General features: G+C 41.3%; 11 protein-coding genes and 1 pseudogene. 6 read left to right on the top strand and 6 right to left on the bottom strand.

Annotated features, from left to right (window positions below):
• Nucleotides 1-170: 170 nt before the first annotated feature.
• The 4 genes from HPS54_RS11480 to HPS54_RS11465 all read right to left on the bottom strand — a co-directional run bounded on the left by HPS54_RS11480 (nt 171) and on the right by HPS54_RS11465 (nt 5,634).
• On the bottom strand, nt 171-1,724 hold the full coding sequence (locus HPS54_RS11480) for a hypothetical protein (protein ID WP_216653078.1): 1,554 nt from the start codon (nt 1,722-1,724) through the stop codon (nt 171-173).
• Nucleotides 1,725-1,938: 214 nt separating this feature from the next.
• Nucleotides 1,939-2,967 carry a 2-oxoacid:ferredoxin oxidoreductase subunit beta gene (locus tag HPS54_RS11475; RefSeq protein ID WP_172345604.1) on the bottom strand — a complete coding sequence of 343 codons (1,029 nt, stop codon included), beginning with the start codon at nt 2,965-2,967 and terminating at the stop codon, nt 1,939-1,941.
• 90 nt (nt 2,968-3,057) lie between these two features.
• Complete coding sequence (locus HPS54_RS11470) at nt 3,058-3,633, bottom strand: REP-associated tyrosine transposase (protein WP_172345591.1); 576 nt, start codon at nt 3,631-3,633, stop codon at nt 3,058-3,060.
• Between the two features lie 150 nt (nt 3,634-3,783).
• Entirely contained in the window at nt 3,784-5,634 is a 1,851-nt protein-coding gene (locus HPS54_RS11465) for a 2-oxoacid:acceptor oxidoreductase subunit alpha (RefSeq protein ID WP_172345590.1), read from the bottom strand.
• Nucleotides 5,635-6,429: 795 nt separating this feature from the next.
• On the opposite strand from HPS54_RS11465, the gene HPS54_RS11460 reads away from it, so the two are divergent.
• The 5 genes from HPS54_RS11460 to HPS54_RS11440 all read left to right on the top strand — a co-directional run bounded on the left by HPS54_RS11460 (nt 6,430) and on the right by HPS54_RS11440 (nt 11,333).
• Nucleotides 6,430-6,648 (top strand): XRE family transcriptional regulator, encoded by a 219-nt coding sequence (locus HPS54_RS11460; RefSeq protein WP_172345589.1) that lies wholly within the window; start codon nt 6,430-6,432, stop codon nt 6,646-6,648.
• A 184-nt stretch (nt 6,649-6,832) separates the two neighbouring features.
• Nucleotides 6,833-7,711, top strand: a complete 879-nt coding sequence (locus HPS54_RS11455; RefSeq protein ID WP_479272371.1) for a Cbp1 family collagen-binding glycoprotein adhesin — start codon at nt 6,833-6,835, stop codon at nt 7,709-7,711.
• 18 nt (nt 7,712-7,729) lie between these two features.
• A complete protein-coding gene (locus HPS54_RS11450) occupies nt 7,730-8,563 on the top strand; it encodes a LysM peptidoglycan-binding domain-containing protein (RefSeq protein ID WP_172345587.1) in 834 nt (277 codons plus the stop codon).
• 27 nt (nt 8,564-8,590) lie between these two features.
• On the top strand, nt 8,591-9,592 hold the full coding sequence (locus HPS54_RS11445) for a hypothetical protein (protein ID WP_172345586.1): 1,002 nt from the start codon (nt 8,591-8,593) through the stop codon (nt 9,590-9,592).
• Between the two features lie 37 nt (nt 9,593-9,629).
• Entirely contained in the window at nt 9,630-11,333 is a 1,704-nt protein-coding gene (locus HPS54_RS11440) for a formylglycine-generating enzyme family protein (protein ID WP_172345585.1), read from the top strand.
• 247 nt (nt 11,334-11,580) lie between these two features.
• Here HPS54_RS11440 and HPS54_RS11435 read toward each other — a convergent pair whose 3' ends face one another.
• Complete coding sequence (locus HPS54_RS11435; protein ID WP_172345584.1) at nt 11,581-13,242, bottom strand: nucleoside kinase; 1,662 nt, start codon at nt 13,240-13,242, stop codon at nt 11,581-11,583.
• A gap of 92 nt (nt 13,243-13,334) precedes the next feature.
• Here HPS54_RS11435 and HPS54_RS11430 point away from each other — a divergent pair, with 92 nt between their 5' ends.
• Complete coding sequence (locus HPS54_RS11430; protein ID WP_172345583.1) at nt 13,335-15,047, top strand: Na/Pi cotransporter family protein; 1,713 nt, start codon at nt 13,335-13,337, stop codon at nt 15,045-15,047.
• 410 nt (nt 15,048-15,457) lie between these two features.
• Here the strand turns inward: HPS54_RS11430 and HPS54_RS12950 are convergent.
• Nucleotides 15,458-15,574 (bottom strand): annotated as a pseudogene (locus HPS54_RS12950) (IS5/IS1182 family transposase); the annotation flags it as partial.

The raw sequence follows: 15,574 nt of genomic DNA, 5'->3' as shown, positions 1-15,574 counted from the left end.
TTTTCTAATTATAGCCACGTGGCTTTTTTATTCCGTATTTCCGGTTTTTTATGTTTCATTCTTTATTGTCATGCGTTGTAAGGTATGATTTCGCCGGACCCTTTATAGAATTTTTCAGAATGATAAAGAAGTTTAGATGACTTCATTTTTATTGGAATTTATTCAAATGTTTATAGCTTGATATATCTTATTTTGTTTTCGCAGATAAAAACTATATAGTCGCCGACAGACCTTATACTTTCAAACTCTTGCTTTAAATGTATCACGGGGGTACCGTTGTTATGTACAATCCAACTGTCATATTTTGATTTCTTCAGATGTTTGTATATATACTTGTAGTCACCATGTTTAAAACCTACTTGATATAAGTCACTTTCTTTATATACTTTGATGAGGTTTAGACATGAGTCTGTTATAACAAGATTGTTTTTGTCTGTAATTATGTTAAGATATTTATTTTCGCAGCTTATGGCTGTGAAGCCGCAACCATTCTGATTTGCAACATATATTGTGTCACAATGGAACAGTGCCGGCCTGCCGTATTGTGTATGTTGCCACGGTATTTGTTTTATTACGGAATCGTTGATGTCGCATTGACGTACAATTCTGTCATCAAACATGAAGAAAGCGTCTTTGTCTGTTATTATAGCATCATTAATGGGTTCTTTTCCGGGAGCAAGGGTTTTAAAGAATATACTGTTTCCTGTAATCGGGTCTATTGTGGCGATAAACGGTACACTGTGTTTCATTCTGCAATTGTTTCTACCGATTCCGTACCCGAAGTTTACCATGTGTAGCATCTTGTCATTTCCGTATAGTAATGAGTATGATGAATTTCCTGTAGGAAAATCGAATCTCCACAGTTGTTCCATATCGTAAGAGAAACATCTCAGGCATTCTCTGTCGGCTATATAGTGGCATGAGTCTTTTTCCATTATGTTTGATGTTAGTCCGCACAGCTCTCCCATGCCATATTGTGGCAAATAATAAGGTGTAAAGCCGTTAGGTATCATTTTATGGGCAAGTATGTTTGAAAGAGATATTCCAATGATACCTATGGCTGTTTTTAACAGGTCGTTTTGACTTGTCTTTGCTTCGACTGTAATTGTTTTTCCTGTTCTAAGATCTATCATGTTAATGTCATCGGCGACAACAATCATCTTTTCGTTTTCTATAAGCCGTGCTCTGTCCCATCCCAGATTGTGCATGCGTTTTATTTTGCCTTCCCATAGTTGCTCGCCTGTACCAAGTCTTAGAGCAATGATACTATTGGCGTTGTTATAAGGCTTTTTGTATCCTATTATCAGGTCAAGAGAATCATTTCGGTAGATAGGATATAGCTTTTTCTCCCATATCATATTGCCGTCGTTGCTGTCGTGCAGTTTCAGGATGTTGTCTTCAATTGTAATGATGCCATGTTCGGAATGAAGTGCCGCAGATACATTATCATTTTTTGCGATTGTCCACAACAACTGTCCGTTGTCAAGATTGTATCTCATGACAATGCTTCTGAAATTAAGATTTTCGGATAGTCTGTTGGCTGTAACAATGTTCAGAGTGTTATCCTTTCTCTTCCATGATATGCTGCTGATAGGAAATTTGGTGTCTCTTTCATAGGAATATATCTCTTTGCCGTTTGGTGCTTCTCCTATAACGACAGAGTCGGGCTGGCTCTGTATGTTGCAACATGTTGTCAGCAATGTTACGAGGAAGATATATCGCATTAATTTATTCGTGTTTGCTCTCATGGCAGTCTATTATGTGTTGTAAATAACGTTTATGCGTATTTTTGTTAGAAATTCCCCATTAACACTTGTGTGGGTATGGTGTGTCTGATGCAGATATCTTTGCCCGTACAGTTGTTAATGGGGAATTTGTCTTGATAAAGCGAAGCTCCTTTTAAGGAAACTTCCATGTTATGGATGTATCATTTCTTCTTTATTTAACTTCCCACGTATCGTTCGTTTCCAGCAGTTCGGCAAAGTTATGATATTTTTTCATTGCTTTTACCTCTTCTATCTGTGCGTGTACGGAGTCGTTGTAAGTTGGGGCATCAACATCACGGATGACACCGAGCGCAACGGGGAAACCATGTTCATTGTCCATCATGGCAAGTTTCAGCTGCAGGGTGTTGTCTTCGCAGTGTGCATCGTGCACCAGGATGTCTTTCTCCGTTATGCCGTTTTCACCCAGTTTCACTACTTTAAGTCCGAAACCCTCCTGCATAAGTCCGTATTCGTTGTTCTCTCCGAATATCAGCGGTTCGCCGTGTTTCACGTATATGGTGTTCTTCTTGCGTCCCTCTTTTGTGTAAATCGCATCGAAAGCACCATTGTTGAATATTACACAGTTTTGCATAATCTCGCACACCGAGGCGCCCTTGTGCCTGTAAGCAGCCTTTAACACTTCCACTGTGCCTGCCGCATCGGTAGCCACGGCGCGTGCAAAGAAGTGTCCGCGTGCACCGAAGCACAACTCTGCCGGGCGGAACGGGTCTTCAACCGTGCCGTAGGGTGACGACTTGCTTACAAAGCCGCGCGGACTTGTCGGCGAGTACTGTCCCTTTGTCAGTCCGTATATACGGTTGTTCAGCAATATCACGTTTATGTCGACATTTCTTCTCATGGCATGGATGAAGTGGTTTCCGCCGATGGCAAGACCGTCGCCGTCGCCGCTTATCTGCCATACTGCAAGCTCGGGATTGGCAACTTTCACACCTGTCGCTATCGCCGCCGCACGTCCGTGTATCGTCTGCATGGCGTATGTGCTCACGTAGTAGGGCAGTCGGCTTGAGCATCCTATACCTGATATCACAGCCGTCTGATGTGGCGGCACGCCGAGTTCTGCCATTGCCTTATGTAATGAAGCCAGGAAAAAGTGGTCTCCGCATCCGGGACACCAGCGTGGCTGACCTTTTTTGTAGTCGGCTGCAACAAATACTTTCTGCTCTTCAGTGGCAGGAGACATGTTGCATTTCTTGTTTGTTTCCATATTGTTTTATTTTTCTGTTTCTTGTTTATATTTTCAAGGCGGATATGATATGATTACGAAAATGTTTCATCCCATTGTAGGGACATATTCTTGTATTTGTCCGCCCTGTTCATATTGTTTTATCATCAGACCGATGTTATCTGCACCGTCTGTACACGAGAGATTTAATTTATCTTTGTCCCAACGTTTCGGATTATTAAATATATAATTACGTATCAGGTCATATACCCTTTGATTGCGTATTACATGGTCATAAAACCGTTGTTGCCAAAGATTGCGCTCGAAACGTTTCCATCCGTATTTCTTTACTCCATGTATATATTCCACCGTTGTCTTACTTTTTATGTAACGAATGATTGTCGGCAGACTGCTTTTTGACTTATCCGTAATAGTTATTATGCAGTGTATATGATTGGGCATTATTACAATGTCGTTTATCATTATTCCATAGTTATGTTTGCATACTTCTGTAAACGTATCGTATACCATTCTTCCTGCATCGTTAGGGTACATATTTCCGTTCTCGATATGCCCGAACATGTTGCATCTGTTTTTAGTCACAATGGTAATGAAATAATTCCCATTTGTAGAATAGTCATATCCGTAAAGACGACAGTTCTTTCTGTTTGGTAGCGTATTCATTCTCAGTGACGTATGAATGTCTTTATTGCAGATGCGGCGGACAAATACAAGAATATGTCCCTACAACAACAGGAGATACATTGTTTGTAGCAATATGTTTGTTTACGGTTGTTGAGGATTATTGTTGTTTATAAACCATCATCTTAATTCTTAACTCTTAATTATTTTAGTGAACTCCTCCACCAGTTCCTCCACCACGAACGGCTGTCCCTTCACCTGATTGAACTGATAAGGCACAAAACCGTCTATTTTCATGCGCAGGTATCCGGCAAACTGTCCGAGGTTTTGTTCGGCAACTACCACCTTTTTATATTTAGTAAGCACGGCGGCGGTGTTCTTTGGTAGCGGATTTATATAGCTGAAGTGGGCTAGGGCGACCTTGTTTCCAGCCTTGCGCATCTCTTCCATTGCCGAATAGAGATGACCGTATGTGCCGCCGAAGCCTACTATCAACAGTTCGGCATCGTCCTTGTCGCCGTGAACTTCTACGTCGGGCACGGGGATTCGTGCAACCTTTTCTGCACGAATGCGGCACATCTTGTCGTGGTTCTCCGGGTCTGTGGATATTGCACCCGTGTCTCCGTCTTTCTCAAGACCGCCGAGAATATGTCCGAAGCCCTCCTGTCCGGGCACAGCCCAATAGCGTGCCAGTGTCTCGGCGTCGCGTTTGTATGGTGTGTATCCGTCTTTCATGTCAGGCGTTGCATAATGTGGCTTTATCTCCGGCAACTCGTTTATCTCCGGCAGTTTCCATGCCGCCGAACCGTTTGCCACGAAAGCGTCTGTAAGAAGTATTACGGGAGTGGTGTGCTCTACGGCAATCTTTGCAGCCGAATATACGGCGTCAAAACAGTTTGTGGGGCTTGTCGCGGCGATTACCGGCATGGGCGACTCGCCGTTTCTTCCGTAAAGAGCCTGTAGCAGGTCTGTCTGCTCGCTCTTTGTAGGCAGTCCTGTGGACGGACCTCCGCGCTGTACATCTATTATCACCAAAGGCAGCTCGTCGATTATGGCAAGGTTCATTGCCTCTGACTTCAGACATACGCCCGGTCCCGATGTGGATGTGGCGGCGAGGGCACCTGCAAACGATGCACCCACGGCACTTGCGCAGCCCGAAATCTCATCCTCACACTGCACCGTTATCACACCGCAGCTCTTGTGCTTTGCCAATTCGTGAAGTATATCCGTGGCGGGGGTGATGGGGTAGGAGCCGAGGAACAGGCGCATGCCTGCCTTTTCGGCAGCGGCAATCAGTCCGTAGGCAGTCGCCTTGTTGCCCGTGATGTCCATATAACGTCCCTTCACCTTGTCCTTTGACTCAATCCTGTATGTTGCCGGAACGCTTGCATGTACGTTGTGCCCGTAGTCAAATCCGGCGTTTACCACCTTTATGTTGTTCTCGGCGATTACAGGTTTCTTCGCGAACTTGTCGCGCAGGAAGTTCTCAACCAAACTTATGTCGCGGTTGAAGAGCCAGCATACCAGTCCGAGGGCGAACATGTTGCGGCATTTCAGTACCGACTTGTTGTCCATGCCGCTGTCTGCCAGACAGTCTTTTACCATCTTTGTTATAGGGCATGCCACAACCCTGTCGGCGTCGATGTTCATCTCTGCCAGATAATCTTCGGTCTTGAACTGTGCCTTTTCAAGATCTTTCTGTCCGAAACTGTCCGTGTCTATTATTATTGTAGCCTGTGGTTTTGCAAACTTATATTGTGTTTTCAGTGCCGCAGCGTTCATTGCCACCAGCACATCGCACTTGTCACCGGGTGTGTAGACTTTGCCTCCGCCTATGTGAACCTGAAATCCCGACACGCCTGTAAGCGAGCCTTGCGGGGCACGTATGTCTGCCGGATAGTCCGGAAAAGTGGATATACCGTTGCCGATAGTGGCAGAAACAGTAGAAAAAATGTTTCCCGCCAATTGCATACCGTCGCCGGAGTCGCCTGAGAAGCGCACCACGACGTTATCCAATTCTTTTACTTCCAATTCTTCTGTCATAATGAGTTTTATTTAAACTTGTTGTTTTTCAGTGTTTTGTATGTATATTCTGCAAAGGTCGTAAAGTTTATTGAGAAAACAAAATTTAAGTGATTTAATTTTAAACGATATAAAAATAAGTTTTTTAGCGCAATATTCCGCATCGTGTGTCGCTTTGCTTTAGCAATGGCAAATCCTTTTTTGAATATCCGCCTGTGTATGTTGTTGATAAAGACGATGTTATCTTTTATATTATAAAAGGTGGCGTTTCGCGTTCTGAAAGACGGCATCCTGCACCCTGAAACACGACCTTTTGTAACACCGTACATCATACCCCGTGTAAGTGTTGTTGCTTTTTTATGCTCCGTTGCATAAAATTATATCCGTCATAAGCATAAATATGAGAAAAAAGCTATAATTTTGCAATGTCCGTAATGGCATGATATGATTGCCGGCATGGGCGACATAATTAAAAACAAGGCGTTACTATAACGTTATCTTTCGTCTTTGAACTTCGCACATTCAAAACCTATAAAGATATCTACAATGGCAACGCTCACGTGTGCATATACTTGCATGTACAGATTGACGGGACAGATGTAAACTGTTCTCTCGTCTTTCTTATTGTGTATTTATGTATACTGCATGGGCGTGGGGCTGCTGTATTGTTTATCTATAGGTGTGGCAGTGCGAAGGCCCAAAGACGGGATAGACAATAGTCAGGACTCCCCGCCTTTTTCTTTATGTCCCACCTTATTATATATTATAAAGGAGAGCTTAGGGTTGTTCGGCTTTCAATGTATTTACAGAACAGCTATGATGCATATAGGCAAAAGAATAGAGACTGTGTTGCGCGAGAAGGAGCGCACCGTGGCATGGTTTGCCCGCAAGCTTTATTGCAACAGGCAGAACGTTTATGATATATTCAAGCGCGAGAGCATTGACACAACCCTGCTTCAGCGCATATCCGTGATACTTGAACACAACTTCTTCCGCGATCTGTCAGATAATATCGATACTGATGATGACAAATAGTATGCGACACAAGTGTCGTTGCTTGTGATACGCCCATTCTGTGAAAAAGAGTTAATGATGTTGTACCTTTGCATAAGATAAGCAGCACCTCAGTAATTTGAAACAAGTTTCATTGCATTCGGTTTGCATTATCTTTGCATCAGATATTTAACATCATTAATTTCAAAATATTTATAATCACAAAATGGGGAAAAACTGTATTTCTTTCTTGTTCTTTATTTTAATTACATGTTTCATATCTTCATGTGGCAACAGCAATGACAGTATGGTTAAGTTTATAGAAGAAAGAGATTCTATAATGAGAGTCAGCCAGGAAAAAGAGAAACAACTAAACGAATTGAATTCTATTGTAACAGCTATAGCTGCAGGACTGGACAGCATAGCAATGCAAGAAGACATCCTTTGTTCCAACAGAGATAGAGATGGAGTGCTTTTAAGCAAGGCACAGATAATGCAAAATCTTCATTTCTTCGAAGAGTTGCTTGACAAGCAGAGAACTAAAATTCAACAGTTGCAGGATTCTATTAAAGGCATGAATACTGTTGGTGTTGATAAGATGAAAAGCATTGTGTCTTTCTTGAATCAGCAGTTGTCTGAGAAAGAAGCCGTGATACAACAACTGAGAAATGATGTAGGCAAAAAGAATAAGGATATAAGAGAACTGCGTACAACAATGGCTTCAATGCGCACGACAATGGAAAAGACGGAAAAGAAAAACCAAATACTTAATGAAGCACTTAGTGTTCAGGATGAAGCCATTAACGAATGTTTTGTAAAGATAGGTACAAAGAAAGAGTTGCAACGGGCAGGTATCTTAAAGGGAGGATTTCTTTCTAAAAAGAAAATAAACTATAGTGCTATAGATAAAAGCAAGTTTACATCTGTTGATATCCGGGATTTCCGCGAAATACAATTACGTTCAAGTAAACCGAAGATACTTACGCCTGTACCTTCCGGCAATTCATATCAGTTGGTAAACAATGGAGATGGAACATGTACATTGAAAATAATCAGTCCTACAAAGTTCTGGAGTGTGTCCAATTTTCTGATCATTCAATTATAAACAGTAAAAAATATATTTATGAAAAAGGTAGCATTAAAAGTCTTTACAACAATGTTGTTGATGATGTCTGTAACATGTGTTAAAGGACAGACAACGGCAACGGAGTATAAAATTAAGCGTGGTGAAACGATCGAGAGTGTAGCACAGGCTCATGGTGTAACAGTGGATGATATTATAAAAGCAAATCCTAATACAGACGGGAACTTTTATGCAGGCATGAAAATAGTTATTCCGGCAAAAAGCAGTAGCGTGTATGAGAAGGATGAAAAGCAAAACATACAACAGGAGGATAATAATGTCGGTGTAACAAATATTATAAACACCATACAAACAGAGGAGAATGAGACGATAAAGAATAAAGATATTATTCCAAACGAAAGGATTATGTCATTTGATTTGCTATATCAGTCTAAAGCAAAAGTATACGGATTTGCATTTAACGGTTACGCAACAAAATATATAATAGTATCATATGGAATGAGCTCTAACCTGAAATTTGGAAAAGATGATCTTAACACGATGGCATTTTATTTTGGAGTCGGATTGGGGAATCATATAATATATAATGACAACTTTTATATCCAAGGAAAAATTTATCCTTACCTCGGATATGGTAGTTATGATGTTATGAAGTTAGATAAGTATGGGAAGTTACAAAAGGATGATAAAAGTAAATTTTTATATGGAGCGATTGCAGATTTATCTGTCGGATTAAAACTGTTGGAAACAAAGAAAGGAAACGATATATACCTGAATCTTGGCTATATGGTTGATGCCGGAGAGTTCAAAACAAAGGATGTCATAAAGAACGGAATGATAATGGTAGGTATTACAACCGTATTTAAAGATTGAGAGATAATACCATTTAATTAAAAAATTATGAAGAAGACAGTAAACAATATAGTATTCTCTATATTATTGATGATTATAGGGATTGGGTTTACTTCATGTTCGGATAGTGAAGAAACGTCATCAGGTGATATACGTTCTGCCTTGCAACAGTCTAAATGGGTGTGCAGGACAAGTGATGAGCCTTTGGTTGGTGATGATTATCAATGGATAATAACAGATGATTATGAGATTACGCTTTATTTTGTAAGTGACTACGAATGTGTTATAAAGTATTTCCGTAAACATTATTATTCCGATGACGGTACATCGTATGAGAATGATGCTCAGACCGTAAGATATACAACGCAAGGTTCTAAAGTAGTATTGGAAACGTCTGATTATACGGAATTAGAGTTTATGTTTAATGGAGGAAGTCTTATTGGCAAAGACAATGTCTATACTAAAGAGGCGATATCTTATTCGGATAGGGAATGGATTGATGAGAATTTTAATCATATAAAATCAGACGAAGAGTTGCAGGAAGAAAATAATATCAAAAAGTTGATATCGGAAAATGTTGTGGTGACAGGTGAATATTCCAATTATGTTTGGCATTTTAAAATTACGTCTACTCTTCACAACGTGATAAAGAATCAAGAAATAGAGTTTGGCATCGGACATGGAGATGTTAATGGAATAACGACTGTCTCTGTTGGAGATCAAGCAAATATTAAACCACTTTGTTCTAAATATGTTTGTCGTAATTCTGGTAATAAGTTTATTGCCGAGTTTGACATACCGTTCTGGTTATATTATTTGTTTGGTATGGAGTATCCGCGTGAAGACATTTGCAATGAATGTGCCATGTATTATGTGGCATATAAGAATCTGTTAGATACAGATCCTAATGGTTGGACTAATGATGATAAGGAATTGTGTAAAGACCTTATGAAATATCTTGATAAATACGAAAAAGAAGCGGTAAGATATTATGAACCGTCAGTATGGGTTTCTGTTGGCAGTAAAAATTATATGATAAAAGAATTTTGATAATTAATGTTTGATAAACGTGTAAAAAAGTAACTTTATGAAGTACCTGAAATTTAATTCCCTTGTTCTCGCCATGCTCGTTTGCATGGCGGGAACTTTCTTCGCATCATGTGGCGGAGATGATGACAACAACGATGATGTAACGATTGGTGGAGGTGTCGGAGATAATGAAGGCGGAGACAATCAGGATGATTATGCTCAACTGATTGTAGGTGACTGGACTGTAGATTACGATGATGATGGTCCGTGCAAGGTGGAAATTACATTTAAATCCAATGGTCGGTACTTAGCGAAAGATTATTATATGCAAGGTGATGGTACATGGTCGTTGTATCCGTTTGAATACAGCGGAACATATAATGTCTATGGCAAGACTGTAAATATGGTAGAAAAAACAGATAAGGCTGTGTTTGCCGGAAAGTTGGACATTATTGATATGACAAATCAGAGTTTTACTCTTAAAAGCGATGAGTATAACCTGACGTTCCGCGGCAAGAAGACTGTATCCACTACGGTGTCGCCACTTGTCGGTTCTTGGAAATGTGATTACGGTGGTGGTAACTATCAGATGATAACTTTCAATAATGACGGTACCGGCTCTATAGAGGAATACGTAATGGGATTAAAAGATGTAGAGAAAATACATTATGAATTTAATGAAAGTACAATGTTCCTGACGATTAAATATGATGAGGACGGTGAAACTCAGACTTTTAAGGTAAAAAGTATAAGCAGTATTTCCATTATTATAAATGATGGTAACGAAGATCTTATTTATTATATTGATGCGTATGGAGTAAAAACAAATGATAATGCCGTCGTAAAGGCAACAAACGCAGAAGTAAGCGGTGTACTTAAAGGCGCAGAAGGAGAGTGTGAAGTTGGTTTCGTTTATGGTTTGAATGCAGAACTGAAATTGGATGAATGCAGAAGTGTAAATGGCATATCTACCGGTGGGAACTTTAAACTCACTTTAGATGGATTATTGGATGATGAAAAGTATTATTACCGAGCATATGCAGTAATAGACGGTATCAAATATTGGGGAGAGGTCAACAGTTTCCAGACAGAACCGCTCACTTATATTATGGACGGAGTAAAATATAAAATGATTAAAGTAGAAGGCGGTCCATTGGGGGATTTTAGTATTATGCAAACTGAGTTACTTCCGGGAGCATTACTTACTTTTGGTGACAAACAGATGCCATTCACTTTAAAAGATTTGGACAAAAAAGATAACAAAATCACCAAATATGAGTTTAAAACATATTTGGCAAAATTGATAGAACTAACAGGATTGTATTGGCGTCTACCTACTTCCGAAGAATGGAAATATGCTTATCAAGGCGGTAACAAAAGTAAAGGATATACTTATAGCGGAAGTAATGATATTAACGATGTTGCATGGTATGGTTCAAATAGTGGTTCCCACTCTCATCCTGCCGCAACTAAAAACAGTAATGAGCTCGGCATATTTGACATGAGCGGTAATTTCGCCGAACTAACAAATAATGCTCAAATAAACGATATAAAAGAGCACAAGCATAATTATTATAGCATTACAGATATTACAGGTGATGCGTATGGAGGCAATTGGAAAAGCCTTTCATCGAATTGCTTAAAGGATAGTAAAATAGTTTCACCAGGCGATGGTGGTACTTCTTCTACATTAAATATATTTGACTGTACGGCAATTACAGTCAGATTGATATATGACCGTTGTGCAAAAGAGAAAAAATAGAAGTTGCCTGATTTCTAAAAAGTATCATTTTAAACGAAAACTTCCACAACTTTTCTTTTGGCGGGTTAATCGTGTATAAAGTAAACCGGAAATAGAGAAAAACAGTAAAATATTTGATAGAAAACCAATAAATACTTTGTTTTCTATCAAATATTTTACTGTTTTTGCCAACAAGATGAGTCGCCTATTGGCAAGTTCGGGACACATTCCCGTGACATGTTATGTCCGCAAATATCTTCCTGCCGACTTAATACTTAAACGAGCTTCCTCCCAAGAACTCTCTCAGCAACGATGTCGGCGGCAGTTGTCGGTATTGTATCGGCGTTATATATTTAAGGAACTTAAGCAGGCGGTATGCCTCTGCATATTCCTCGGCGTTCTCCGGAACAAGCTCGAGCAGCGGTTCTGCCTGCGTTCTTATTACGGCAAGTTCGAAAAGCATTGCCGTGTTGAACATCATGTCTGCATTTTCCTGATACGGGAATATCCATTTGTTCTCACCTGCCCGCACGCTCGGCCAGCGGCGTATGGTCTCCTGTGCCGTCACACCGCGATATTTGTAGTCGCGTATGATGCGGCGCAGCAGTCGGTTGTCCGTTGTCGGGATGTAGTTGTGGTTGTCGAGAAGTATTGTTGTAAGTGCCGAGGCATATATACGGAACTTCTGATTTTCGGGTATATGTGCCGTCAGTTGAGGGTTAAGAGCGTGTATTCCTTCCACGAGCAGTACATTGTTCTCGTTCAGTTTCAACCGTCTCCCGTTCTTTTCGCTCTTTCCCGTCTGGAAGTTGTATCGCGGTATTGTTACTTCTTCGCCGGCAAACAGGGCGTTGAACTGTTTGTTCAGCAATGGTATGTTAAGGGCGTATATGCTCTCGTAGTCGTAGTCGCCCTTGTCGTCGAGAGGTGTTTTGTCGCGGTCAACAAAATAATCATCGAGCGAAACCTGTACGGGCTTTATACCGCAAGTGAGCAACTGCACGGACAGACGCTTGCAGAAAGTTGTCTTTCCGCTGGACGACGGACCGGCGATCAGCACAACCCTTACATCGCTTCTGCTTGCAATTTCATCGGCAATACGCGATATCTTCTTCTCCTGCAACGCTTCGGATACGTTTATAAGGTCTGTCGACAGTCCGTGTGCCACTGCCTCGTTGAAGTCGCCAACGGTGCTTATACCCAATATGTTCTGCCAGCGGTGATGCTCCTGGAATATTTCGAACATCTTGTCCTGGCTTATCAGTTCGCCGAGCTTTTCGGGATTGTCGCGCGATGGTATGCGTAACAGCAATCCCTCGTAGTACATCTCAAGACCGAAAAAATACAGTTGGCTTGTGTTGGTGAGCAGCGTGCCGTAATAATAGTCCATGTATCCGTCTATCTCATAATAAGTGGTATACAAGCGTCCTACGCTGTTCAGAAGTTTCACTTTGGAATGCGTGCCGAGCTTGGTAAACAGTTTAATGGCTTCTTTTGTGGTGCTTTCGTGCCGTTGTATGGGAATTGCCGCGTCTATTATTTCTTTCATACGGGTGCGTATGCGGTCTGCATCTTCTTTTGTTATAGGTCTTCCTATTTTAAGATTGCAGTAGTATCCGTTGGAAACAGGTATGTCTATTATGATTTTTCCGTCGGGGTAAAGATCGTGCGTGGCTTTGCAGAGCACGAAGAACAATGTGCGTGTGTATGCCCTCGAACCGGACGATGACGTGATGTCTATAAATTCCACCTCTTTATTATGGTAGACCCGATAGTTAAGCCCCTCCACTTTGTTGTTGACCCTTGCACTTACCGGAGGGTAAGTCATATTTAAATTAAATTCACGAAAAATGTCAGAAAGTGTACTTCCTATAGCAATGTTTTTTATTTTTTTATTATTTTTGCATCGAATTTGTACGGTCTGTTTCATTGTGATACGGCTTTAACTTGTTTAATATGTCGTAAAGCTACAAATAAAACTTGATATAAAAGGACGGTGTACATTAAATTTTAATATTAAATATGTCGATTTGGATTTTTTTTAAGCTTATCGGTTCGTTGGCATTGCTGATGTACGGTATGAAATCGATGAGCGAGAGCTTGCAGAAAATGGCAGGTTCGCAATTGCGCCATGTCTTGCAGGCGATGACCACAAACCGCATAGCGGGAATGCTCACAGGTACTTTTATTACAGCTTCGGTGCAGTCGAGTACGGCAACAACGGTAATGACCGTGTCGTTTGTCAATGCCGGACTGCTCACGCTGGCACAGGCAATATCCGTTATCATGGGTGCCAATATCGGTACGACGCTTACTGCATGGATAATGAGTGCAGGCTTCTCGTTCAATATCACCGACTTTGTATATCCGGCTTTCTTTATCGCCATAATTCTTATCTATTCTAAAAAACGTAAGAGTTTCGGCGATTTTTTATTTGGTATAGCCTTTATGTTCCTCGGACTCGGCACGTTGCGCCAGACTGGTATCGACATGGACCTTGGCGGAAATGAAGCCGTGCTTGGTTTCTTCGCGTCTTTCGACCCCGACTCGTTTGTCACCACAATCGTATTCTTGCTCCTTGGAAGCGTGCTCACCATGTGCGTGCAGTCTTCCGCAGCAATAATGGCGATAACAATGATATTGTGTTCAAGCGGCGTGCTGCCTATATATCAAGGTATAGCATTGGTAATGGGCGAGAACATCGGTACCACGGTAACATCCAACCTTGCCGCACTCACAGCCAATACACAGGCGCGCCGTGCCGCTTTTGCCCACATGTTCTTCAACCTGTTCGGTGTCGTTTGGGTCCTTTGCGTGTTCCGTCCCTTTATTCATGTGGTATGTTCGGTTGTTGGATACGATGACACCATGGTCAAGGGTGAGCCGGGATTTATGGCAAATGCAGCCAAACTGTCGTTTGTTCTGGCGGCATTCCATACCATGTTCAACATCACCAACACGGCAATACTTATATGGTTCATACCACAGATAGAGAAAATCGTATGCCGTGTCATCAAGCCGCGCCGCAACGCCGAGGACGAAGACGACTTCCGTCTGCGCTTTATCAGTGGCGGTATAATGCAGACTCCTGAGCTTTCAGTACTTGAGGCACGTAAGGAAATACAGTCGTTTGCCGAGCGCATACAGCGCATGTTCTCCATGGTTCGCGAACTGCTGGCAACCAAGGATGAGAGTGCGTTTGTCAAACTGTTCACACGTATAGAGAAGTATGAAGGCATATCAGACAATATGGAGATAGAGATTGCCAAGTATCTTGACGAAGTAAGCGATGCACATCTCAGTGACGAGACGAAAGCCAAGATACGCGCCATGCTCCGCGAGATATCCGAAATAGAAAGTATCGGTGACAGTTGTTACAATGTGGCACGTACCATAAACCGTAAAATCAAGGGTAAGGAGGACTTTACGGAGAAGCAGTATGAACATCTGCACCAGATGTTCGAGCTTACGGATGACTGTCTTAGTCAGATGAATGTCATGCTGTCCGGACGCAAGGACAATCTCGACGTAAACCGCTCATTCAACATAGAGAACGAGATAAACAACTATCGCAACCAGCTTAAGAGCCAGAACATCAACGATGTGAACAATCATGAGTACACATACGCCATAGGTACGATGTACATGGATATAATCAGCGAGTGCGAGAAGCTCGGCGACTACGTCATCAACGTTGTCGAAGCACGCATGGGAACAAAACAGAGAGAAGCCTGACAGGGCTTCTCTCATTCTCTTCTTTCGTCCCCGTTGCTTTTTTTGTATGGCTTCTTTCATGTCATTTTTCATTCTGTTGATTTTGACAAAATCCTTTTCATCCTCTTTTTGCTTACATGTTGCATTCATTCCTCTTATCTTTGCGTTCTTCTGTAGTGTTTCCCTGTTTTTCCACATGTGATTGACTTTCTGAAAAGCCAACGGTTGTTTTCATTACAAAAACCACTTGTTTCCATTGCACAAACCATTTGTTTTCATTCTGTAATACGCTGTTTGCGAAATCCCATGCACTTGATTTGACTTTTCGATATTGCCCCAATGGCATTATCATGCCGTTGCTTGCCGCACGTGACACGTGGCAGATGTGACAGACGTTTTCTATAGATATTTATAAATGTATAATATAGAACTCATTTAAACTTTTGTGATTTGTGAATTTTATTAAGAAAAACCACAGCAAATGCGAGATAATTCCATCCTTTCCAACTGGATACGGTTGTATCAAATCTCGTGAGTATGGATCTAAA

It is taken from the genome of Xylanibacter caecicola (assembly GCF_013166515.1).
Taxonomy (GTDB): Bacteria; Bacteroidota; Bacteroidia; order Bacteroidales; family Bacteroidaceae; genus Prevotella; species Prevotella caecicola.
This window is presented reverse-complemented; position numbering and strand designations above follow the sequence as displayed.